Below are 22111 nucleotides of genomic sequence, written 5' to 3'. Positions count from 1 at the left end.
CCCGCGGCCCGGCAAAGAATCGACACTCGTCCTGGCGTTACTTCGCGTCGGTGGCAGCGACCGCCACCGACGGCTCGGCAGCGGGGGCGACTTTCGTGGCGTCGAAGGTCAACTTCTTCTCGCCCTCGACCTCCGCCAGCCGAACCGTGATGGTGTCCTGGCCGTGGAACGAACCCTTCAGCAACTCCTCGGAAAGCATGTCTTCCAGGTGCTGCTCGATCGACCGGCGCAGCGGCCGGGCGCCGAACTCCAGGCTGCTCCCCTTCTCGATCAGGTAGTCCTTCGCCTCGTCGGTCACCGTCAGCGTGAGCTCCTTCTCCTTGAGCCGCTTGGCGACCTTGCCGAGCTCCATGTTTACGATCGCCTTCAGGTCGTCCTTCGTCAGCGACCGGAACACGATGATGTCGTCGAGGCGGTTCAGGAACTCGGGGCGGAACTCCTTGTCCATCCGGCCGCGCAGCTTCTTCTGCATGTCCTGGTAGCTGGCCTCGTCGTTCTTCCGCACGCCCTTCGTGAACGGGCTGCTCAGGTCGTCCGACGCCACGATCGTCTCGGCCCCGATGTTCGTGGTCATGATGAGCATCGTGTTCTTGAAGTCGATCACGCGGCCCACGTTGTCGGTCAGCCGGCCTTCCTCCATGATCTGGAGCAGCATGTTCCACACGTCCGGGTGGGCCTTCTCGATCTCGTCGAGCAGCACCACCGAGTACGGCTTGCGGCGGATCTTCTCCGTCAGCTGGCCGCCCTCCTCGTAGCCGATGTAGCCCGGCGGGGCGCCGACCAGCCGGCTGACGTTGTGCTTCTCCATGTACTCGCTCATGTCCAGCTGAACGATGTTGTTCTCGTCGCCGAACATGAACTTCGCCAGCTGCTTGGCCAGCAGCGTCTTCCCCACGCCGGTCGGGCCGGCGAAGATGAAGCTGCCGATCGGCCGCTTCGGGTCCTTGAGGCCCGCGCGGCTCTTGCGCACGGCCTTGGCGATGGCCTTGATCGCCTCGTTCTGGCTGATCACCGCGTTGTGCAGCTCGGCCTCCATGTTCAGGAGGCGGCGCGTCTCGTCCTCGCCGACCTTCTTGAGCGGCACGCCGGTCATCTTGGAGACGACCTCGGCGATCACCTCCTCGTCCACGACGCCGTCGGTCTCCTTGGCCTTCTCGCGCCACTCCTTGGTCGTCTGCTCCTTCTTCTTGCGGAGCTTCTCGGCCTGGTCGCGGAGGTGGGCGGCCTTCTCGAAGTCCTGCTCCATCACCGCGGCTTCCTTCTCCTGGTTGAGCTTCTCGATCTGCTCGTCCAGCTCCTTCAGGTCCGGCGGCCGGGTCATGGCCTTGAGCCGCACGCGGGCGCCGGCCTCGTCGATCACGTCGATGGCCTTGTCCGGCAGGCAGTGGCCGCTGATGTACCGCTCGCTCAGCTCGACGGCGCTCTTCAGGGCGGCGTCGGTGATTTGTACGCGGTGGTGTGCCTCGTAGCGGTCGCGGAGCCCCTTCAGGATCTCGACGGCCTCGGCCATCGACGGCGGGTTGACGATGATCGGCTGGAAGCGGCGGGCCAGGGCCGCGTCCTTTTCGATGTACTTGCGGTACTCGTCGAGCGTGGTGGCGCCGATGCACTGGATCTCGCCGCGGGCCAGCGCCGGCTTGAGGACGTTGCTGGCGTCGATGGCGCCTTCCGCGCCGCCGGCGCCGACGAGCGTGTGGAGCTCGTCGATGAACAGCATCGTGTTCTTGGCGCGCCGGACCTCGTTCATCACGGCCTTGATCCGCTCCTCGAACTGGCCGCGGTACTTCGTGCCGGCGACCATCATCGCCAGGTCGAGCACGACGATCCGCTTGTCGCGGAGGAGTTCCGGCACGTTTTGGTCCACGACCAGCTGGGCGAGCCCCTCGACGATGGCGGTCTTGCCGACGCCGGCCTCGCCGAGCAGCACGGGGTTGTTCTTCTGCCGGCGGCTCAGGATCTGGATGACGCGCTCGATCTCGTTGGCCCGGCCGATGACCGGGTCGAGCTTGCCGGTGCGGGCGAGCTCGGTCAGGTCGCGGCCGAAGCTGTCGAGCGCGGGGGTCTTGCTCTTGGTGCGCGACGAGCGCTCGCCGCCGCTGCCGCCCTCGCCGCGGCCCTCGCGCCCGCCGCCCTCGCGGCCGCCGCGGCCGCCCTCGTTCTCGCTCTCGTTCGGCATGTTGTGCCCCAACAGGTTGAGGACTTCCTCGCGGACGTCCTCGAGCTTGAGACCCAGGTTCATCAGCACCTGCGCCGCCACGCCCTCCTGCTCGCGGAGCAGGCCGAGGAGGAGGTGCTCGGTGCCGACGTAGTTGTGGTTGAGGTTCCGGGCCTCCTCGACCGAGTACTCGATCACCTTCTTGGCCCGCGGGGTGTGCGGCAGGCGGCCCATCACCACCTGGTCGCCGCCGGGGCCGTGCTGCACGATCTTCTCGACCTCGAGCCGGATCTTGCGCAGGTCGATGTCCAGGTTCTTGAGCACGTTCGCGGCGACGCCCGAGCCTTCCTTCACCAGCCCGAGCAGGACGTGCTCGGTGCCGATGTACTCGTGGTTGAACCGCTGGGCCTCCTGGTTGGCCAGCTGCATCACCTTTCGGGCGCGGTCCGTGAAGCGTTCATACATCGAGCCGTCTCCGGAGGTCGGCCGCGGGGCCGTCGTCTGTCCCCATCTTATGCGCGGCGGGCCGGGCCATCCAATCCGCGTCCGGCAAGGGCTCGACCCGGGTTGGAGGGCCGACGGGGCGACAAGGATTCGGAGCGGCCCGGGCGCGGGAAAGGGGCGTCTGGCCGCGGGACATTCTAGCCGTCGTTCGGGGCGAATCAAGGCGACCGGTCGGCCGCCCGGCGCCCTAGAACAACGCCCCGCACCCCACCGAGGGCCGCCGATGAGCACCGACCCCAACCCCCCGTGGCAGCCGCTCCCCGAGTACGAGCGCCGCGTTCTCGGCGTGCTGGTCGAGAAGCAGAAGACGGCCAAGACCGCCGACGCGTACCCCCTGACGCTCAACTCGCTGACCACCGGGTGCAACCAGAAGAGCAACCGCGACCCGGTGCTCGACCTGCTGGAGGACGAGGTCGAGGAGGTATTGTCGTCGTTGCAGAAGAAGGGGCTCGTGAACCGGCTGACGGGCGGCCGCGTGGACAAGTTCCGGCACCTGCTTTACGACGTGTGGACGAGCAACGGCCCGCAGCTGGCCGTGCTCGCGGAGTTGTTGCTGCGCGGCCCACAGACGAAGGGCGAACTCCGCGGCCGCGCCAGCCGCATGGCCGCGATCGAAACGCTGGACGACCTGGAAGAAGTGCTGAAGCCGCTGGCGGAGCGGAAGCTCGTCGTCTACCTCGGCCCGCCGGACCGCCGCGGGGCGTTGGTGACGCACGGCTTCCACGGCCCCGACGAGGCGGCGGGCCTGTCGGCGCGGCAGGCGCATGCCCCCGCTGAAACCGAGCCGCCGCGGGCAAGCGCTCGCGTGGAGGCGGGCGGGCTAGAAGCGGAAATCACGGCGCTGAAGCGGCTGGTCGCAGAACTGACGACGCGCGTCGCGGCGCTGGAGAACCGCGGCTCCGGCTCACCGGCAGGATTGAATCCGCCGCAGTAGTTGCTGCTCGAGTGCGAAGTCGCGGCCGACGCGGAACCAGCCCGTGCCGGCCGTCGGTGCGGCCGCGGCGGCCGGAATCACTTCCAGCCCGCGGTCCACGGTCGGCGCCTCCTGGAAGACCGCCCCCACTGTCTGCCGGCTCGGTCGCGGCAGGTCTTCCAACTCCTTCTCCACGACCACCTCGACGAGGTAGCCGCCCCGCTCACCCGTGCGGATGGTGACGACGGCCGTCTGGCGGATGGTCTGGAGCGTCGCCAGCAGCCGCTCGCGCGGGTCGGGGTTGCCGCCCTTCCAGATTTGCTCGAACCCCGGGGCGATCCGCGGCGTGGTAATGATGACGCCGGCGTGCGGGTTCGCGGCCGCGATCTCGAAGTAGTCGTCGACCACCTCGATGCACTTCTCGAACACCTCGCGGTACGACGCGGCGGTCGGCTGGCCCGGCGACACGAGAACGGGGTTCTCGCAGTCGTCGCGCAAGCCGCGGACGGCAGTCGGGTTGTCCGCGGGCGGGGCGGTGGCGCACCCGGTCAGGCACACGGCCGCCGCCCAGCCGAGCCACACGCCCCTGGCCATGAACTTCCCCCGTACCGTCCCCGGAACCCGGCGTATGCCGCCGGCCGGCCCGGGCGTCAACCCCGACCGCCGTGAGGAATTCCGGCCGCACGCCGCTTGCACTCGTGGTCCGGCGGGCCTACAGTCAGCAGCACCCACCGGACCGGCTCTTCGATGTCCCGTCTGTTCCGCACCCTCCGACGACTCACGCGACCCGCGCTCGCGGTCGTGCTGGTGTTGGCGCAGGCGGTCGGCGCGTTCGGGTTCCCTGTGCTGCGGTCCGAGGCCGGCGCGGTGAAAGCCTGCGGGTGCGTCGTCGCCTGCGGAACGACGCCCGATTGCTGCTGCACGACACCACCGCCGCAACCTGAGCCGGAACCGGAGCCGCCGGCCTGCCCGAAGTGCAAAGCCCGAGAAGCCCCCAAGCCCGTCGCCGATACGCTGACGTGGGTGGCGGCATGGAAGGCTCGCCAGTGCCGGGGCGAGTCGCCCGCTGGAGTGCTCGCCGAACTGCCCGCCGTACCGCCGTCCGAACCCGTAGCTCCTCTCGCGTTCCCGGTCCCGTCCGCCTTCGCGCCGCCGGCCGACGCGGGTGAAGCCCACTTCGTCACCGATCCGTCCGATCCCCCGCCGCGCGGCTGACCCTCACCAACCGCGTTCTTCCTGAATCGTCCCGTACCCCGGCGGCCGCGCGCCCGCGCCGCCGGTTCCCGCACCATCGCGTCGCATCCCGTGAGGGGGTCTGTCGTGCTCCGCCGCCGTGCCTTTACGCTCATCGAACTCCTGGTGGTGATCGCCATCATCGCCATCCTGATCGGGCTGCTGCTGCCCGCCGTCCAGAAGGTCCGCGAGGCCGCCGCCCGCATCAAGTGTCAGAACAACCTGAAGCAAATCGGCCTGGCTATGCACAACTTCGAGGGCACCGAGCAGAAGTTGCCGCCGGCCCGGCTCACGTCGTCGCTCGTCCACTCGGCGCTCTCTCGGCTCCTGCCGTACTGCGAGCAAGCCGCGCTGCGGCAACTCGTCGATTACAACGTGTCGATCAGCACCGGCACGAATGTAACGGCCGGCTCGACTCGGCTGCCGTTCGGCGTCTGCCCCAGCGACCCGGCCAACGGGCAGGTGCCGGGCTTCGCTACGCAGGGCACAAACTATCTCGTGACGAACGGTACCGGCACCCTCCGCGACGCGGCCGGGAACGCCACCGACACCGTCCACCTGAACATCGGCGACGGGCTGTTCCAGCTCACGCCACGGCGGTTCGCCGACGTGATCGACGGGCTCTCGAACACGGCCGCGTTTTCGGAGTCGCTCCTCGGCAACGGCTCGCCGCCGCCGTCGGGCGCCGCCCCGCCCGACCCGCGCACGGCCATCCTCCGCGTGACCACCGCGACGACGGTGCCGTACCTCACGTCGAGCCGCTCGCCGGACATGCCGGGGCTGTGCCAGAGCCCCGGGAGCGGCACGTGGGTCGCCGACCGGGCCAACAACTGGCTCAACGGGCACCTCACGTTCAGCATCTACAACCACCACTTCACGCCGAACCAGGCCGGGGCGTGGGACTGCAAGAACTCCAGCAACAGCCAGGCGCTCGTCGCCGCCCGCAGCTTCCACACCAGCGGTGTGAACGTGCTGCTCGCCGACGGCTCGGTGCGATTCGTCACCGACCGCGTGCCCGTCAACACGTGGCGGGCGCTCGCCACCGTCGCCGGCGGCGAAGTGCTGAATGACCTCTAACCCGGAGCCACCCCATGACCCGCTATCTCCTGCCGCTCGTGGCGGTCGCCGCCGCGGCGGTCGCGGCCCCGGCCCACGACACCTGGGTGCAGACGAACACCCACATCGTCCGCACGGGCGACGCCGTCCACGTCGACCTGATGCTCGGCAACCACGGCAACGACCACCGCGACTTCAAGATCGCCGGCAAACTCGCCGCCGCGTCCGTCGGCTCGTTCGTCGTGTACGCCCCGGACGGCAAGCACTACGACCTGCGCCCCGACCTGATCGACCTCGGCTACGCCCCGAAGGAGGGCTTCCACACTGCGAAGTTCAGCCCGACGGTGCCCGGCGTGTACGTCGCGGCGCAGGCGTCCGACACGGTCGTGAACCACGGCAAGATGGTGCGTTCGGTCCGCAGTGCGAAGGCGTACTTCCTGGCGAGCGCGAGCCTGGACAAGGTGCGCGACGACTGGGGCGGCTTCGACAAGGCGATCGGCCACCCGCTCGAACTGGTGGCAATGAAGAACCCCGTCGCGCCACTGGGTCCGGGCACGCCGATCCGCGTGAAGCTGCTCCACCAGGGCAAGGCGCTGCCGGGGGTGAAGGTGAGCTTTGTGCCACGCGGGGTGACGCTCAAGGAGGGCGACGACCCCGAGTACGAGCGAGTGACGCCGGCCGACGGCGTGGTGTCGTTCACGCCGAAGGCGGGGAACTACTACCTGGTGGTGGCGCACCACACGGTGCCGGCGCCGGCCGGCGAGACGGCGTACGCGGAGGTGAAGTACGCGGCGACGCTGACGGTGTTCGTGCCGGACCGGTGCCCGTGCTGCGCGGAGTGATTCCAGCTACGGCGCTTGCGGGGCGCCGCGCGCGGGCGTACCATCCTCCCCAATTACCCCGCGAGCCACGACTATGGAGTTCTTCCGCAGGAGCAGCCCGCCGCCGCCGCCGGACCCGCGCTGGTCCCGGGCGATGGAGCTGTTCCGCGCGGGGGATGCAGCGTTCGTCGACGCCGTCCGCGGCATTCACGAGTCGAAGGCGCTCGCGGTGTTCGCCGAGACGTGGTACTCCGACCCGCGCATCGAAGCCCGGCGGCTACTGCACCGCTACCTCCTGCTGCCACTGACCGTTGCCGCGCACAAGCCGCTCGTCAAGCGTGTCTTCAAGTTCGCCGAAGCCGCCGGCGACGACGCCACGATGGCCCGGTACCTGGTGGCGTTCGACCGCTCCGTCCGCCGCGGCCCCCGGCGACCAGACGCCGAACCGCCGGCGGTTCTGTTCACGTCGCAGACGCGGAACTACCTCCGCCGCCGGGCGTGGCGCTACTTCCGCAAGCTCGGCCGCGTCGCCCCCGAACGCTTCCTGCCGGCCGTGTGCTACGCCCTGAAGCAGTACACCGACGCCGACGTGCCCGACGGCCGGGCACTGCTCGACAACTGGGGGCTGGTCCACGTTTTGTTCCACTTTTCTCCGGCGCTGGAGGCGAAGCCGACCGGCTGGCGGCTGGTCGGGAACACGACGCTGTCGAAGCTCCAACCGGAGCCGATGTTCCGAAAGCTGTGGCTGAAATCGCCGGAGCCCGCGTTCGAGCTGCTGACTGCGAACTGCGGCACCGTGCGCCAGTGGGCCATCGCGTGGCTCCGCAAGAACGCCCCCGACCGTCTCACCCGCGTGTCGCTGGAAGAACTGCTGCGCTGGCTCGAGCTGCCGTTCCCCGAACTGAACGACCTCGCCGCCGACCTCATCGAGAAGGTGCCGGGCCTGGACGCGATCCCCGTGGCGCGCTGGCTGGCGATCCTGGACGCGGCGAAGCCCGAGGTGCTGGACCGCGTCGCCGGCCTGATGCTGAGAGTGCTGAAGCCGGCGAAGGTGGATTTCGCCGACGCCATCCGCCTGGCGATGGCCCGCCCGATCCCGGTGGCCCGGCTCGGACAGTATCTGCTCGCCGACAAGCGGCCGACGACGCCCGACGAGGTGCGGGCCGTGTTCGGCCTCCGCGACGCCGAGGCGGAACCGCTACGCCCCGCGCTCGTGTCCTGGGCGTGCCTCGTGCTCGGCGAGCGGCCCGACTTCCAACCGACGTGGGTGCTCGAATTCCTGGACGCCCGCCACGAGGACGTGCGCGAGGCCGGCTGGGAGTGGCTTCAAACCGACGACCGCGCCCGTGAAAGTGCCGTGGTCTGGCAGCGGTTGCTGGAGTCGCCACACGACAATATTCGACTCCGACTCGTCGCCATGCTGGAGGAGCGTTCCCGCGAGGCCGGCGCGATCGACGCGCTGCCGGCCGACCGGGTCCGCTTCCTGTGGGCGGCAGTGCTGCTGAACGTGAGCCGCGGCGGGCGGGCGAAGCCGTTCGTGGTGCGGCAGATACTCGACCGGTTGGGCAAGAAGCCCGACGAAGCGGGCGTGCTGCTGCCGATCGTGGCGGCGGCCCTGCGGTCGGTGCGCGGGCCCGAGTTCCGGGCCGGGCTGGCGGGCGTGGCCGGGTTCGTGGCCCGCTTCCCGCAGCACCGGCCACTAATCGAAACGACCTTCCCGGAGCTGACGCTGGGAGGATGAGCCACGGTGTCCGTCGCGGTCGAGCCTACCATGCTGCGGCGTTCCGCCGCGGTTGCGCTTGCCTGCGATTGCGTCCCCGGAGCCGTTGGTCTGTTCGCCCGACACGGCTGCCGTGCGGCGGACTGAGCCAACCTGCGTTCCCGCCGCACGGCAGCCGTGTCGGGCGTCGTGAACGTCTCCGGTCCACGGCTGAAGTCGGCCGCGGCGGACACCGCTGATCCAGGACCAAGCCCAAGACAGATTGGCCACAAAAAGGCACGAAAAGACACAAAAAGGGAACCCAGACAAAGGACAGAATGAATCTTGGCTCGGTCTTACTTTTTGTGTCTTTTCGTGCCTTTTTGTGGCCATTGTCTTCTTCCGGATCGAGCGTTTCATGCAGCTGTCCGTTGCCTACTGCGGTCGCAGCCAGGTCGCCCGGACGACCGCGGGGCTTGCCGTGTCGCTCGCCCCGAACCTGCGGCGCGACCGCGTCAGCTTCACCGGCACGCTGCGGCAGCCGCTCCGGTTCCGCGAGGCGGTGTCGGCCCTGCACGACGTGGTAGTTTCCGACCTGCGCTTCAAGCGGAAGGACAAGACCGGCTACGAGCAGTGGAAGCGCGAGGAGAAGGAGCGCGAGGGGCGGATCCGCCGCGAGGCCGTCGCCGCCCGCCGCAAGGATTTGCTCGGCGAGTTCAACACGCCGGTCGCCGCGGGGCTGGAGGCGAACTTCAACCGCTGCAAGTCGCGCTACTGGGCGGCGCGGCAGAAATACAGCTCGTACCTGCAGCGCGAGGACCCGCAGTTGTGGCGGCTGCTGATGCCGTGCGACCCGGTCATCACCGTCAGCCCGGACGTGGTGTTCTTCGAGTGCTTCAGCGCCGACGAGAGCAGCTACGGCTGTCTGACGGTGGACCGCGGGGCGTTCGAGGCCGAGCGCGACGTGTCGCTCGGCACCACGAACGTGGACTACTCGTGGCGGTTGTACGACCACTTCCAGGAGATCCGCAGCTACCGCGAGACGCGGTTCACGATCGACCCGCTCGGGTTCGAGGTGCAGACGCAAGCCGACGCGGCGACGTACCGCGAGGAGAAGATCGAGCTGCCGCCGAGCTGGCTCCGCGGCTTCTCGACGCTGCAGTCCGCGATGAGCCTGCCGATGCGGCGCGTGCCGGTGAGCCGGGAAGGGGTGTATTCGCTCCTCGCGTTCCTGAAGCGGAACAAGGCGAAGGCGTCGCCGCGGGCCGTGCGGTTCGAGCTGATCCCGGGCCAGCCGACGGCCATCGTGCTGGAGCCGTGGGAGCGGCGGGTCGTGCTCCACTCGATCCCGTACCAGGGCTCGCGCGCCGAGGTGATCCGCGTGTGGGGCCGCGATCGCCTGCGGGTGCTGGCCCGGCTGCTGCCGGTCCTCGACGGGGCTGACGTGTACCTGCTCGGCACCGGGCTGCCGAGCTTCTGGGTGATGCGGATGGGCGAGATGCAACTGACGCTCGGCCTGAGCGGCTGGACGACGAACGACTGGACCAGCGGCGGCAGCGCGCTCGACCAGCTGGCTCCGCCGGTTGACCCGGCGCCCGCGATGCTGAACGAAGTCGCCGCCGCCTTCCGCGAGAACACGCGCTGGACGCTGGACGCGCTGGCGACGCGGGTTCGCGCCCCGGCGCCGGCCGTGTCCGCGGGGCTGAACAAGCTGGCGCTGTTGGGCCAGGTGATCCACGACCTGCCGCACGAGGTGTACCGCTGGCGCCAGATCATGCCGGTGACGCTGTCCGCCGAGGTGATCGGCCCCGAGAATCCGGAGACGGTGGCGGCGCGGCAGATGCCGCCGCGGGCGGTGCGGCTGACGCTCGACCACACCGACGCCAAGGGGATGCGCCACCTCGCCGGCAGCGCCGACGGTCGGACCGGCGTTGAGGTCACGCTCGACGCCGACGAGCGGATCGTCGCCGGGCAGTGCGGCTGCTCGTACTTCTTCACCGGGGGCTTGCGGAAGGGGCCGTGCCGGCACCTGCAGGCCGTCCGGAACAAGGCACTGAACCCCGACCCGTCCGGCGGCACGCTGGAGACGTGGTATCGCCGCTTCGCGCCGGTCGGGGTGTGAGAACAGGGGCACGGAAGCCCCACTAACCCTGGGTCGTCGCGTCCGAGCCTCACCAATGCTGCGGCGTTCCGCCGCGGTTGCCGATGCTTGCGATTGCGTCCCCCGAGCCGTTGGTCTGTTCGCCGGCACGGGGTACTCCCCGCCGGTCTGAATCGACCTGCGTCACCGGCGGGGAGTACCCCGTGCCGGCGTCGTGAACGTCTCGGGTCCACGACAGACGTCGGGCGCGACGACCCAGGAATTCACGGTGTGAGCGATGAGCCTGTACGACTGGATGGCCCGCCGCCCGACGCCGCCTGATCCGGAACCGGTGGCGCCAGCCGTTGCACCGCCGCAAGCGGCGGCTACGCCGTCACCATCTCCGCCGTCTGCGGCGGTGCAACCTCTCCCGCCGGCCGACCCCTACGCCGCCCCGGACTTCCTGCCGATCGCGCGCGGCGAGATCGTGAGTGCGGCGGCCGGCAAGAATCTGATGGCGAACGCCTGGCAGACGGGCCGCACCAGCATCATCCCCCCGGCCGACGACCCGCGCACCCGGCTCATCGACCGCGCCCTCGTCACCCACGGCCTGCTGACGCCCGAGGATCTCGCCGAGATTCACCGCGTCGGCGCCGAGTACGCCCGGCTCAAGCCGAGCCTGGAGAACGTTGCCCTCCAGGCCGGGTTCGCCGGCGAGGCGGCGGTCCAAGCGTACCGCGAGGCGAAGGAACGGCTGAAGCAGCTGAAGCGAGAAGAGGCCGCACGCCGCAAGAACGAACGCGCCGAGGCCGTTCAGCGGCGGCGCGACACGGACGTGATCTTCCTCGGCCGCGGCGTCTCGGGTCGGCTCCACCTTCGTCTCAGCGACCCCGATCGCCTCGCCGAGTACGGCCTGCCGGTGCTCCACGCCCCCGCTGAGGTCGCGGCCGCACTCGGGCTCAGTATCAAGCAGTTGCGATGGTTGGCCTTCCACACCGAGGCCGCGACGCGGACGCATTACGTGAAGTTCCAGGTGCCGAAGCGCTCGGGCGGCGTCCGCACGCTGGCCGCCCCGCACGCCACGCTGAAGCGCGTGCAGCACTGGATTCTCGAACACGTCGTGAGCAAGTTCCCGGTCACGGAGCCGGCGCACGGGTTCGTGCCGGGCCGCGGCATCCTGTCGAACGCGACCCCGCACGTCGGCAAGGCGGTGGTGGTGAACCTCGACCTGTCGGACTTCTTCCCGAGCGTGACGTTCCCGCGGGTGCGGGCGGTGTTCGAGCGGCACGGCTACTCCGGCAGCGTCGCCACGGTGTTCGCGCTGCTCTGCACCGAGTGCCCGCGCACGAGCGCGACCTACGCCGGCACCCCGTACGAGGTGGCGATCGGCCCGCGCGGCTTGCCGCAGGGGGCGCCGACGAGTCCGGGGCTGTCGAACCAGGTGGCCCGGCGGCTCGACAAGCGGCTGACCGGCCTCGCGGCGAAGCTCGGCTTCGCGTTCACCCGATACGCCGACGACCTGACTTTCTCCGGTGACCCGGAGCAGGCCGAGAAGGTCGGCTATCTCCTCTCCCGCGTCCGGCACCTCGCCGCGGAGGAGGGTTTCACCGTCAACGAGAAGAAGACCCGCGTCATGCGGCGGAACGCGGCGCAGACGGTGACCGGCATCGTGGTGAACGATAAGCCGTCGGTGTCGCGGGAACTACTGCGACAGCTGCGGGCGATCCTCCACCGGGCAAGGGCCGAGGGGCTGGACGCCCAGAACCGCGCCGGCCGCGAGAACTTCCGCGCCTGGCTCGACGGCACGATCTCGTTCGTGGCGATGGTCCGCCCCGACGTGGGGGCGAAGCTGCGGGCCGAGTACAACGCCCTCTCCGAACGGAGTTCCTGATGCGACTGATCCTCTCCGGTGTCATCGCCCTGTCACTCGCCGCCGTCGCCGCAGCGGACCCGCCAGTGTACCGCGTCCTGGCGCAGGACAAGGGGCACGTCGCGCTCGTCGGGAAGGACGGCAAGGTCGAGTGGGAGGTGGAGTGCAAGTACAATTCGCACGACATCCAGCTGCTGCCGAACGGCAACGTCCTGCTCCACACCGGCCCCGCGACCGTCACCGAGATGACGCCGGACAAAAAGGTGGTGTGGCGGTACGAGGCGAAGCCGGCCGGCGACAACAAGGGCCGCGTCGAGGTCCACGCCTTCCAGCGGTTGGCGGACGGGACAACGATGGTCGCCGAGAGCGGAAACCGGCGGATCGTCGAGGTGGACGCCGCCGGCAAGATCGTGCGCCAGGTGTCGCTGTCGGTCAAGCGGCCCGACGCGCACCGCGACACGCGGCTGGTGCGGAAGCTACCGACCGGCAACTACCTCGTTTGCCAGGAAGGCGACGGCCTCGTCCGCGAGTACGACCCGGCCGGGAAAACGGTGTGGGAGTACGCCCTGGAGTTGGGTGGGAAGAAGGAGGCGCCGGGTCACGGCCCAGAGAGCTACGGCACGAGCGTGTTCGGGGCGGTGCGGCTGGCCAACGGCAACACCGTGATCGCCGGCGGGAACAACCACCGCGTTCTCGAGGTGGACCGCGCCGGCAGGGTGGTGTGGAGCCTCGATCAGAAAGAGTTGCCTGGTATCACACTGGCGTGGGTCACGACGCTGCACGCGCTGCCGAACGGGAACCTGATCGTCGGCAACTGCCACGCCGGCCCGGACCAGCCGCAGCTCTTCGAGGTGACGCGGGACAAGAAGGTGGTGTGGACGTTCCGCAACCGGCAGGTGTTCGGCAATGACCTGGCCGCCGCGCAAGTGCTCGACATCCCGGGAGTGATTCGCTGACCTCGCAACCGGCGGGGTGTCACTTCGACCGGGCTAACGAACTCAGCCGCCCCCACCACCCACCGGCCGGCTTCGACTCGTCGTCGTCGTCGCGGGCGTGGCCGTGGTCATCGCGCTCACCGTGTCGGTCGACTTTCTTTCCCTTCTGCTCTTCGGTCTTCTCCGCCGCCGCCGCCGCCGGCGTGGGCTCGGGCGCCTGCTTCGCCTGTACCACGACCCCCAGCACCGTCAAGCCCACGACCACGCCGTTGAGCGCCACCAGGTTCGCGCTGCTCCACGCCACGGCGTCGAACTTCAACACTTGTTCCAGAAGAAGGAGTGCCGCGTGGCCAGCGATAAGCGTGCCGATCAGGCTCGTCAGCAGCATCGTCCACAGGCGGTACAGCAGCAGCCCGAACAGGCCGCCGGACAGGAACACGGCCCACAACTCCTGCGCCTGCGGCAGCACCCACTGCACCGCCAGCCACGCCCCGATGCCGCCGGCGACGAAGGCCAGCACCTTCGCGAGCTCCAGGGCCATCATCCCGGCCGCGACCGCCAGCAGAATGCCGACGGCCATCACCTGTCCGCCACTCGTCTTGCCGGCGTTCAGGCCGATCAGCCCGGCCCCGAGAGTCACCCCGGCCACGACCCAGAAGCGGTGCCACCGCCAGCCGAAGAGCCACAGCGCGAAGCCGAACACCCACGCCGTGCCGGCGAGGGCGCCGCTCACCCCGCGGGCTTCGGCCAGAATGTCAGGGGCGATCAGGTGCATCAGACGGCCCGGCACGTGGAGGGGGGTAACGGACCTTACCGGCGCCCCCGCCGGGCCGTCAAGGAGGATCGTCGGGGAACCCGACACCAGAGGCGGCCGACCGCGGCGGGGTTTACAATTTGTTCCCGATGGTTTGCACCTTCACCTCGCGGCGTCGGGGGCCGTCGAACTCGCAGAAGTACACGCCCTGCCACCGGCCCAGCACCAACTCGCCGCCGGCGACCGGCACCAGCACCGACGGGCCGACCAGGCAACTCTTCAGGTGCGCGTCGCTGTTCCCTTCGGCGTGGCGGAAGCCGGGCACGTCCTTCGGTATGTTCCCGTTCAGCCACAACAGCAGGTCGTGGACGACGTCCGGGTCGGCGTTCTCCTGCACGGTCACGGCGGCAGTCGTGTGCGGCGAATAGACGACGACGGCCCCGTCGGTCAACCGCTCCTCCCGGACGGCGCGGCGGACGTCGGCGGTGATGTCCACGAACTCGGTCCGCCGGTCCGTCCGCACGTCGATCGTCCGCATGGCCCGCCCCTTCGTTGCGACCTGCCGCCCACAACCGTATTCTAACGCGGTGCCGACCGGCGACTCGGCGTCCACGAGGGAGAGCGGTCATGGTGCGGGCGGGGATTCTGGTTCTGACGGTGGTGGCGGTCGCGGTGGCTCAGCCCGCCGGGCCGGCGCCGGCGGACGTGGTCCGCCGGGCCATCGACGCCCACGGCGGGCTCGACGTGCTGAAGAAGTACCCGGCCGGCACCTCGAAGATCGGCGGCAAGGTGGCCATCAACGGCACCGAGTTCCCGTTCACCGGGTCGCTGGCGTTCGCCGTCCCCGGCAAGGCCCGGCTCGAAATGACGATCGAGGCGTTCGGCCAGAAGACGACGCTGGTGCAACTGGTGAACGGCGACAAGGTGCGGCAGACGGAGGCCGGCCAGCCGAGCCGCCTCGACCCGCCCGTGCAGGCCGAGTTGAGGGAGTCGGCCGTCATTCAGGAGATGTCGCTGCTGTACCCGCTCCTGGACGCGACCAAGTACACGCTGTCGGCCGAGGCGCCGGGCGCGGTCGACGGCCGGCCCGCGGCGGTGCTGTTGGTGAAGGCCAAGGGGCTGAAGGACGCCCGTCTGTACTTCGACCAGAAGACCGGCCTGCTGGCGGGGATGCGGCGCGAGGGGCTGAACCCCGAACAGAAGAAGGTGGACGAGTTCACCGCCTTCTCCGAGTACAAGGCGGTCGGCGGCATGATGGTGCCGATGCGGTCGCGGGTGAGCCACGACGGCAAGGCGTTCCTGGAGATCACCGTGGCCGAGTACCGGCCGCTGGGGTCGATCGATGAGAAGACGTTCGCCGTGGAGTGACCGATGCCGCCGATCGTGTTCGTGGTTGACCGCCGGGAGAACGGCAAGACGCTCGCCGCCGTCCTGAAGACGCGCTACGGGCTGTCGTGGGCGCACGCCAAGCGGATGATCGAGAACCGCCACGTCCGCGTCGGTCAGCAGGTCGAGACGGACGTGGCTCGGCGGCTCAAGGTCGGCAAGAGCGTGCAGCTGGACAGCGGCATGGTCGAGGTGAAGAACGCGACCCCCACCACGACCCCGCCTCCGAAGCCGAAGCCGAAACCCGTTCCGAAGCTGGTCCGCCTCCCGGGCCAGCTGCCTGACGGCGATGGAGTTGGGTCGCTGCTAGCGGCCGAGGCCATCGTTTACGCCGACGACACGATCGTGGTCGTGAACAAGCCCGCGGGGCTGACCACGATGCGGCACAAGGAGGAGGCCGAGGAGTTCGGCCGCGGCAAGCGCTTCCTGCCGAAGACGCTCGCCGACCTGCTCCCGGCCGCGCTCGGGGCGCCGACCCGGCCGGTGACCGCCGTCCATCGCATCGACCGGGACACGTCCGGGCTGGTGGTGTTCGCCCGCACTCGCGCAGCGGCCGAGCACCTGACGAATCAGTTCCGCAAGCACACCGCCGACCGCCGCTACCTCGGACTCACTCGCGGTGCCCCCAAGAGCGGGCGGATCGAGTCGCTGTTCGTGCCAGACCGCGGCGACGGCCGGCGGGGCACCTCGCGCGACCTGCTGACCGAGGACGGCAAGAAGGCGGTGACGCACGTAAAGGTGCTGGAGCAGCTGGGGCCGTTCGCCGTGGTCGAGTGCCGGCTGGAAACGGGGCGGACGCACCAGGTACGCATCCACCTCGGCGAGGCGGGAACGCCGCTGTGCGGGGAGCGCGTGTACGACCGGCCGCTGAACGGGAAGCCGCTGCCGGACCGTAGCTCGGCGGAGCGACCAATGCTGCACGCGGCCCGGCTCGGGTTCGTTCACCCCGCGACGGACCAGCCGGTGAGCTGGGACGTAAAGCCGCCCGAGGACTTCGCCGAACTGTGGGCGACGATGCGGCGGCGGGCGGGCGACGCGGGCTGACGCCCGCGACTCACTTCACCAGTACGCAGAAGTTCACTTCGTACCGGGCCAACTCCGGCCGCGCGCTCAGGTCGCGGACCAGCGCCGTGGCGTCCGTCTGTGACCGTGCCTCGAAACAAACCGTCACTTGCAGCGGGCCGGTGTGCCGCACGTCGATCCCGGTCGCCCGGCCGCGGCAGACGGCCTGTACCACCGCCTCCACCGCGTCGGTCGGCTCCTGCACCTCGTCGCCGATCTGGCCGCGGGCGATCGGCCGCCGTGGTTCGGCGGTCGAGCGGAGGCGGTCGCCCGGCTGCCCCCACGTCCCCGGGGGAGGCGACGGGCGGTGCGTAGGGTTCGACTTCCAGCGGACATCGTCCTCGGCTGCCGCGGGCGCAGACACGGGCGCCACCGCCGGTGCCGACACGGGCGCCACCGCCGGGGCCGCCGTCGGCACGAGCGACGGCACCACCGGCGCCGGGGTCGCCGGCATCACCGACAACGGCGGCAGGATCGGTGGAGCGGCGGGTCGGCTGGCAACGGGTTCGGGGGCTCGCACGGCCGGCGGCGGCGGCAGCGGGATCGGCGTGAACGCCGGCGGCGCTACCGACACCGGAGCCGGCGCGGTCATCGACGGCATTGTAGGCAGTGGCAGCGGCGCCGCGGCCAGCGGCTCGGCGGTCGGCATCAGCCCGAGCTTCGGCGGCGGCAGCGGGGCCGGGTTCAGCACCGGCGGCGGCGGCAGCGTGTTGTCCGTCAGCATCGGCGTGAACGTCGGCCGCGTCGGCACGGGCGTGTTGCCGGCGTAGCTCGGCGGCTCGGTGCCTGAGCCGCCACGGTACGGGTTCACCACCGGCACCGGGAACGCGCCGGGCGTCGCTTTCGTCACCGAGTACCAGTTGGCCGAAGCCCGCGGGTACTGGCCGCTCGGCGCGTACGCGTTGGCCCCCGGGGTAACGGAGCCGTAGCCGTACCACCGCCACGCCGGCGGGCCGGCCAGCACGGGTGCGCCGTTCGGTGCCTTCCCCGTGTGGGGGTCGTGCGGCGAGCGCGTGTCCGCGGGCGGTGACCCGGCCGGCGACAGGGCGGCGGTGCCGTCCTGCGTGGCGAAGCCCTTGAACGCCTCGACGCCCTTCGACAACGGGTTCGGATCGCCGGCCTTGAACAGCGGCGGTGGGGCGGTCAGCTTCGGCGACGCGGCCGGCGGCAGCGCCGACACCGGTTGCGGGGCGAGCGTCAGTTTCGCCGGCGTCACGCCTTTTGCGGTGGTCGTCGCGGCCGCGGTGATGAGGTTCGGATCGACGCCGCTCAGCCAGTGGTCCGGTGCGGCTCTCGTCGCGGTCGGCGGCGTGAGCGGGCGCGGGGTCGAACCCTTCCGCACGACGGGAGTCGTGGCGAGGGGGTCGTCGTCGATGGCGCCACGGGCTACGACCGCGGCCGGCGGCGCGGCGCCGACGCGCGGCGGCAGCAGCGCCGCGGCGCGGGGGCCGTCGGCGGCGGCGGCCGCGGACACGGCCGAGGCCACCGCCAGTCCCGACGCCCCGCGTACTGCCCACGACCAGCGGCCGGCCTTCTGCGAACCGACATCCATGTCGGGCTCCTTCTCACGCCGGGGTCCGTCCCGGCGGCCTGTTCGTTAGCGGCGCCCCGCCCGCGGTTGCTGCACCGGCGTGTTCCCCGACCGCGGCCGCTGCCCGCCCATCCCCGCGCCTCCGGCGCCGGGGCCGGACGGGAAGTAGCCGAGGGTGTTGTTGAACACCGTCGGGTGCCCGGCCGGCGGCAGCACGTAGCCCTCGCCCGGCTCCGGCAGCAGCAGGGCGTCGTCCGGCGTGTACTGGAACTGGAACCCGCCCGCTCGCGGCCCGACCCCGCCGGACCCGCCGGCCCCGTACGTGGCCCCGCCGCCGGTGGTGCCGGGGCGGACGCCGTAGTAGTAGTTCACGCCCGGGCTGCCGCCGCGCATCAGGTTCAGGTACGGGCTCAGCGGCTGCGTCCGCGGGTTGTAGATGTTCGGCATCGCGTTCTGCGGGTTGAACGTCGGGTAGCCCGGCACCCCGTAGTTCAGCCCACCAGAGGGGAAGCCCCCCGGCTGCTGGGCGGCGGCGGTCGCCGCCAGCCCGAGCAGTGCCGCCGCACTCAGGATCGTGGTTCGCATGGTGCCGTCCTCGTGGTGTTAGAAGCCGTTGTTGTTGAACCCGTTGCCGCGGCCCGAGATCTGGTTCACCGTACTCGTCCCGAGCAGGGTGATGCCGAACATCCGCTCGATCGGGCTGAGCATCCGGGCCATCGCGGTGTCGATCGTCACCAGCCGCTGGGCCTTCACGTACACGCGGTCGCCGGGGAGAATCTGGTAGTTCGTGAACGACTGCCCGTGCTGCGTGATGCCGACCCAGTCCACCGGCAGGATCTGCCACGGCTGGTCGGGGTGCGGGCAGCGGCGGGCCACCCAGATGTTCCGCTTGCTGGCCACCGCCGGCAGGCCGTTGATGTTGGCGATGGCGTCCAGCACCTTCTCGCTCCCCTGCACGGGGAACGGGTACACCTGCTCGCCGTAGCCGCCGCCGTCGGTGATGACGTAGTACCGCTTGCTGTTGTAAGAGATCACGTCCACGATCACGACGAGGCTCTCGGGCCGCACCCCGGACCGCGTCAGCACCTCGGACCGCAGCAGGTGCTGGCGGATCGCCTCGACGGCCTGGTCGAGCGTCAGCCCGGCGACCATGACCGAGCCCCAGAAGCCGAGCCGCACCGTGCCGTCGGGGTTCACCAGGAACGGCCCGCCGCCGTTGATCGCCTGCACCGGCAGGTCCTTCGTCGCGTCCTTCTTGACGGCCTTCCCGTCGTCGCCGATGATTGCCTTCCCGTTCGCGTCGAGGTCGTCCACCCGCGTCCGCTGCACGACCTGGATCATCAGCGTGTCGGGCGCCTCGATCACGTAAGGCGGCAGCGTGATGGGGTCGAGTTCGCGCGGCACCGCGCCCTGCGGCGGCACCGCGATCGGCGGCTGGCCGTGGACGCCGACCCCGCCGCCGGGCGGCGGGCTGCCCATGCCGTGCGGGTGGAGGCACCCGGACACGCCGCACAGCAGCGCCGCCGCGAGTAGTCCGCACGCCCCCCGCATAACGCCCCCTCCGCTAGGCTCCGCCGTCGTCACCGGGAATATCGGCGCCGCCGGACCGCGGACGTGAACGTTTCAGCCGGCCCGTCAAGTTTTGCTCAAGCTTGGCAGGGTGGGGTGGATGGGCGCCCGACTTCCCGCGGAACGCCGGCCGCCGGCCGTCGTCTCCCTCCGTACCCTACCCTACACCCTCCGCCGCCGAGCCGAGATGTCCCAACCCGACGTGGCCGCCGTCGCCGGCCGGATCATCGCCAACATCGAGAAGGTCATCATCGGCAAGAAGCCGCAGGTGACCCTCGCCGTCGCCGCGTACTTCTGCGAAGGCCACATCCTCCTCGAAGACGTGCCCGGCGTCGCCAAGACGATGCTCGCCCGCGCCCTGGCCCGCAGCGTCGGCTGCACCTTCAAGCGGCTCCAGTGTACGCCGGACCTGCTGCCGTCGGAGGTGACCGGCGCGTCGGTGTTCAACCAGAAGTCGGGCGAGTTCGAGTTCCGCTCCGGGCCGGTGTTCGCCCAGACGCTCCTGGCCGACGAGATCAACCGCGCCACGCCGCGCACGCAGGCCGCGCTGCTGGAGGCGATGGCCGAGCGCCGCGTCAGCGTGGACGGGCAGACCTACATCCTCAAGGCGCCGTTCCTGGTCATCGCCACGCAGAACCCGGTGGACCAGGAGGGCACGTTCCCGTTGCCCGAGGCGCAGCTCGACCGCTTCCTCGTCCGCCTCAGCCTCGGCTACCCGACTCTTGAGGAGGAGAGCAAGATGCTGAGCCGCCTCCAGAAGGGGCACCCGATCGACGACCTGAAGGCGGTGGTGAGCGCCGAGGACGTGCTGGCGTGTCAGGAGAGCATTCGCGGCATCTTCGTGGACGACAAGGTGAAGCGGTACGTGCTGGAGATCGTCCACGCGAGCCGCAGCCACGAGGACGTGCTGCTGGGCGGCAGCCCGCGGGCGTCGCTGGCGCTGTACCGCACGGCACAGGCGCTGGCGGCGATCGGCGGCCGCGACTTCGCCCTGCCGGACGACGTGAAGAAGATGGCCCACCCGGTGCTGGCCCACCGCATGATCCTGAAGCCCGAGAGCCGCCTGCGCAAACGGACGGCCGAGCTGGTCGTCAAGGACCTGGTGGCCGACGCCCGCGTGCCGATCACCGACCGGCAGCGCGAGACGAACACCGACGACTTCGACCGCTGACGTTCGCCCCGCGGGCATTGTGTGTACGCGACCCCCCCGGGGGGTCGAGGCACGCATTGAGTCAATGTCACGAAAGTATGTTGGAGCAAGACGACCGGCCTGGTATGCTCGCGGTGCATGGTAGGCATTGCCAGCTGGTGACTTATGACACGAGTTCTCACGGCCGCACTCATGCCGGCCGCAGCTCTAATGATGGTCCCGGCGACGGCCCGCCCTCCCGTACCAGCCAACACGCCACACATTCTCGACTTGGACCGGCACGGTTGCCCGTTCCCCGGCTCCTGCGTGTTCTCGCCCGACGGCGCGATCCTGGCGGTGTCCGGGAGTCGGCCGCGGGGAAAGGAATACGACCCGGTTCTGACCCTGTGGGACGCCGCGAGCGGCCGCCACCTACGCACACTCCCCGACGCCTCGTCCGACTTCTCTCCCGACGGCAAGCACCTGGCGACGCCGTACCCCGCGACCGGTGAGGTCGTGATCCGAGACATCAAGTCGTGGGCGGAGGTTCGACGGCTGAAGTGTTCGCGGGTCGAGTCCGCCAACTACTCGCCGGACGGAAAGCACTTGCTGTCGCACTGGGGACACTACGACCGCGATACCGGCCGGATCACAGGCGGCGAGCAAGTCTGGAACCTCGCCGACGGCCGGGTCGTGTTCGAGCCGACGTGGGAGAAGGACGAACGTTGTGAGTGGCACTGGATCACCCGCGACGGCCGCCTTCTGATGGCCACGAACAAGCAACGCCTGCGGACGTGGAACCCGCGCGACGGCTCCGACACCTCCGTGAAACTGGAGGGCGGCGAGCGGCTCGGTCATTACACGACCGACCTGACCGGCACTCGACTGCTGTACTCCGGGGTCGAGGCGATTCAGACGCTGGACATGACCAACGGGAAGGTGGTCCACACCTTCGGCGGGGACGGCGTGGGCGGGGAAGTGGCGTGGCTCACCGACGACGGTACCGAGGTGGTAACGACCTCGAAAGACGGCCGGGTCGTTATCTTCGACGCTGCGAACGGCCGGCAGCGTCACGCCTTCTTCGTGGCCGGTGTCGAGAAGGGCCATCCGCCGAGCGTGCACCCCGGGCCGGACCCGCGCTGGCTCGTGGTTCACCGCTCGACGCCGCGGAATAACGACCCTCTGTTCGACAGCTGGGTGTCACTCTACACCCGCGGAGGCCGACTGGTGCGCGACGACCAGCACGTCATCACCGCGGCATTCGACCCCGCCGGCCGCCGCGTCGCCGTTCGCGCCTACACTCCGGAACTGCCCGGCCGGCCGTCGCGGATGACCGTGACCCTCCACGATGCGGCGGCGTGGCTGGCCGGCGGGGCGAAGAACTGATCCGTATCATGTCCCGCGTTCCTCGCGC

The 22111-nt window shown here is 70.1% G+C and carries 19 protein-coding genes; 12 read left to right on the top strand and 7 right to left on the bottom strand.

Features of this window, described 5'->3' with window-relative positions:
* Nucleotides 1-37: 37 nt before the first annotated feature.
* Entirely contained in the window at nucleotides 38-2620 is a 2583-nt protein-coding gene (locus tag ETAA1_RS20450) for an ATP-dependent Clp protease ATP-binding subunit (protein WP_145241737.1), read from the bottom strand.
* A gap of 262 nt (nucleotides 2621-2882) precedes the next feature.
* On the opposite strand from ETAA1_RS20450, the gene ETAA1_RS20445 reads away from it, so the two are divergent.
* The gene (locus ETAA1_RS20445) at nucleotides 2883-3593 is read left to right on the top strand and encodes a YceH family protein (protein WP_202920289.1); all 711 of its coding nucleotides are present in this window, start codon (nucleotides 2883-2885) and stop codon (nucleotides 3591-3593) included.
* Here the strand turns inward: ETAA1_RS20445 and ETAA1_RS20440 are convergent.
* Nucleotides 3564-4166, bottom strand: a complete 603-nt coding sequence (locus ETAA1_RS20440) for a hypothetical protein (protein ID WP_145241733.1) — start codon at nucleotides 4164-4166, stop codon at nucleotides 3564-3566. The two genes, ETAA1_RS20445 and ETAA1_RS20440, sit on opposite strands and share 30 nt — an antisense overlap.
* A 153-nt stretch (nucleotides 4167-4319) precedes the next feature.
* Here ETAA1_RS20440 and ETAA1_RS20435 point away from each other — a divergent pair, with 153 nt between their 5' ends.
* The 7 genes from ETAA1_RS20435 (at nucleotide 4320) to ETAA1_RS20405 (ending at nucleotide 13287) form a co-directional block, all read left to right on the top strand.
* Entirely contained in the window at nucleotides 4320-4787 is a 468-nt protein-coding gene (locus ETAA1_RS20435; RefSeq protein ID WP_145241731.1) for a hypothetical protein, read from the top strand.
* Between the two features lie 105 nt (nucleotides 4788-4892).
* Nucleotides 4893-5882, top strand: coding sequence for a DUF1559 domain-containing protein (locus tag ETAA1_RS20430; RefSeq protein WP_202920288.1), 990 nt, complete (start codon nucleotides 4893-4895; stop codon nucleotides 5880-5882).
* A 14-nt stretch (nucleotides 5883-5896) separates the two neighbouring features.
* Nucleotides 5897-6703 (top strand): DUF4198 domain-containing protein, encoded by an 807-nt coding sequence (locus tag ETAA1_RS20425; RefSeq protein ID WP_145241727.1) that lies wholly within the window; start codon nucleotides 5897-5899, stop codon nucleotides 6701-6703.
* A gap of 73 nt (nucleotides 6704-6776) precedes the next feature.
* Nucleotides 6777-8423: a hypothetical protein gene (locus tag ETAA1_RS20420; protein WP_145241725.1), complete on the top strand. Its 1647-nt coding sequence runs from the start codon at nucleotides 6777-6779 to the stop codon at nucleotides 8421-8423.
* A 376-nt stretch (nucleotides 8424-8799) separates the two neighbouring features.
* A complete protein-coding gene (locus tag ETAA1_RS20415; RefSeq protein ID WP_145241723.1) occupies nucleotides 8800-10503 on the top strand; it encodes a hypothetical protein in 1704 nt (567 codons plus the stop codon).
* A 376-nt stretch (nucleotides 10504-10879) separates the two neighbouring features.
* On the top strand, nucleotides 10880-12352 hold the full coding sequence (locus ETAA1_RS20410) for a reverse transcriptase family protein (RefSeq protein WP_238389265.1): 1473 nt from the start codon (nucleotides 10880-10882) through the stop codon (nucleotides 12350-12352).
* Nucleotides 12352-13287, top strand: coding sequence for a beta-propeller domain-containing protein (locus tag ETAA1_RS20405; protein WP_145241720.1), 936 nt, complete (start codon nucleotides 12352-12354; stop codon nucleotides 13285-13287). Before ETAA1_RS20410 ends, ETAA1_RS20405 begins: the two co-directional genes overlap by 1 nt.
* Nucleotides 13288-13306: 19 nt before the next feature.
* On the opposite strand, the gene ETAA1_RS20400 is transcribed toward ETAA1_RS20405, so the two are convergent.
* A complete protein-coding gene (locus ETAA1_RS20400; RefSeq protein ID WP_145241718.1) occupies nucleotides 13307-14041 on the bottom strand; it encodes a hypothetical protein in 735 nt (244 codons plus the stop codon).
* Between the two features lie 112 nt (nucleotides 14042-14153).
* Nucleotides 14154-14558, bottom strand: a complete 405-nt coding sequence (locus tag ETAA1_RS20395) for a secondary thiamine-phosphate synthase enzyme YjbQ (protein ID WP_145241716.1) — start codon at nucleotides 14556-14558, stop codon at nucleotides 14154-14156.
* A gap of 89 nt (nucleotides 14559-14647) precedes the next feature.
* Between ETAA1_RS20395 and ETAA1_RS20390 the strand changes: the two genes are divergently transcribed.
* Both ETAA1_RS20390 and ETAA1_RS20385 read left to right on the top strand, forming a co-directional pair.
* Nucleotides 14648-15388, top strand: a complete 741-nt coding sequence (locus ETAA1_RS20390; RefSeq protein ID WP_145241714.1) for a hypothetical protein — start codon at nucleotides 14648-14650, stop codon at nucleotides 15386-15388.
* A 3-nt stretch (nucleotides 15389-15391) separates the two neighbouring features.
* Nucleotides 15392-16450, top strand: a complete 1059-nt coding sequence (locus ETAA1_RS20385; protein WP_145241712.1) for an RluA family pseudouridine synthase — start codon at nucleotides 15392-15394, stop codon at nucleotides 16448-16450.
* A 10-nt stretch (nucleotides 16451-16460) separates the two neighbouring features.
* Here ETAA1_RS20385 and ETAA1_RS20380 read toward each other — a convergent pair whose 3' ends face one another.
* The 3 genes from ETAA1_RS20380 to ETAA1_RS20370 are packed head-to-tail and all read right to left on the bottom strand — an operon-like array spanning nucleotide 16461 to nucleotide 19550.
* Nucleotides 16461-18020 (bottom strand): hypothetical protein, encoded by a 1560-nt coding sequence (locus tag ETAA1_RS20380; RefSeq protein ID WP_145241710.1) that lies wholly within the window; start codon nucleotides 18018-18020, stop codon nucleotides 16461-16463.
* Between the two features lie 45 nt (nucleotides 18021-18065).
* Nucleotides 18066-18584: a hypothetical protein gene (locus ETAA1_RS20375; protein ID WP_145241708.1), complete on the bottom strand. Its 519-nt coding sequence runs from the start codon at nucleotides 18582-18584 to the stop codon at nucleotides 18066-18068.
* Between the two features lie 18 nt (nucleotides 18585-18602).
* Nucleotides 18603-19550, bottom strand: a complete 948-nt coding sequence (locus tag ETAA1_RS20370; protein ID WP_145241706.1) for a polysaccharide biosynthesis/export family protein — start codon at nucleotides 19548-19550, stop codon at nucleotides 18603-18605.
* Between the two features lie 205 nt (nucleotides 19551-19755).
* Between ETAA1_RS20370 and ETAA1_RS20365 the strand changes: the two genes are divergently transcribed.
* Nucleotides 19756-20739 (top strand): AAA family ATPase, encoded by a 984-nt coding sequence (locus tag ETAA1_RS20365; protein WP_145241704.1) that lies wholly within the window; start codon nucleotides 19756-19758, stop codon nucleotides 20737-20739.
* Nucleotides 20740-21024: 285 nt separating this feature from the next.
* The gene (locus ETAA1_RS20360) at nucleotides 21025-22083 is read left to right on the top strand and encodes a WD40 repeat domain-containing protein (RefSeq protein WP_145241702.1); all 1059 of its coding nucleotides are present in this window, start codon (nucleotides 21025-21027) and stop codon (nucleotides 22081-22083) included.
* Nucleotides 22084-22111 lie beyond the last annotated feature (28 nt).

Source organism: Urbifossiella limnaea, from assembly GCF_007747215.1.
GTDB lineage: Bacteria > Planctomycetota > Planctomycetia > Gemmatales > Gemmataceae > Urbifossiella > Urbifossiella limnaea.
This window is presented reverse-complemented; position numbering and strand designations above follow the sequence as displayed.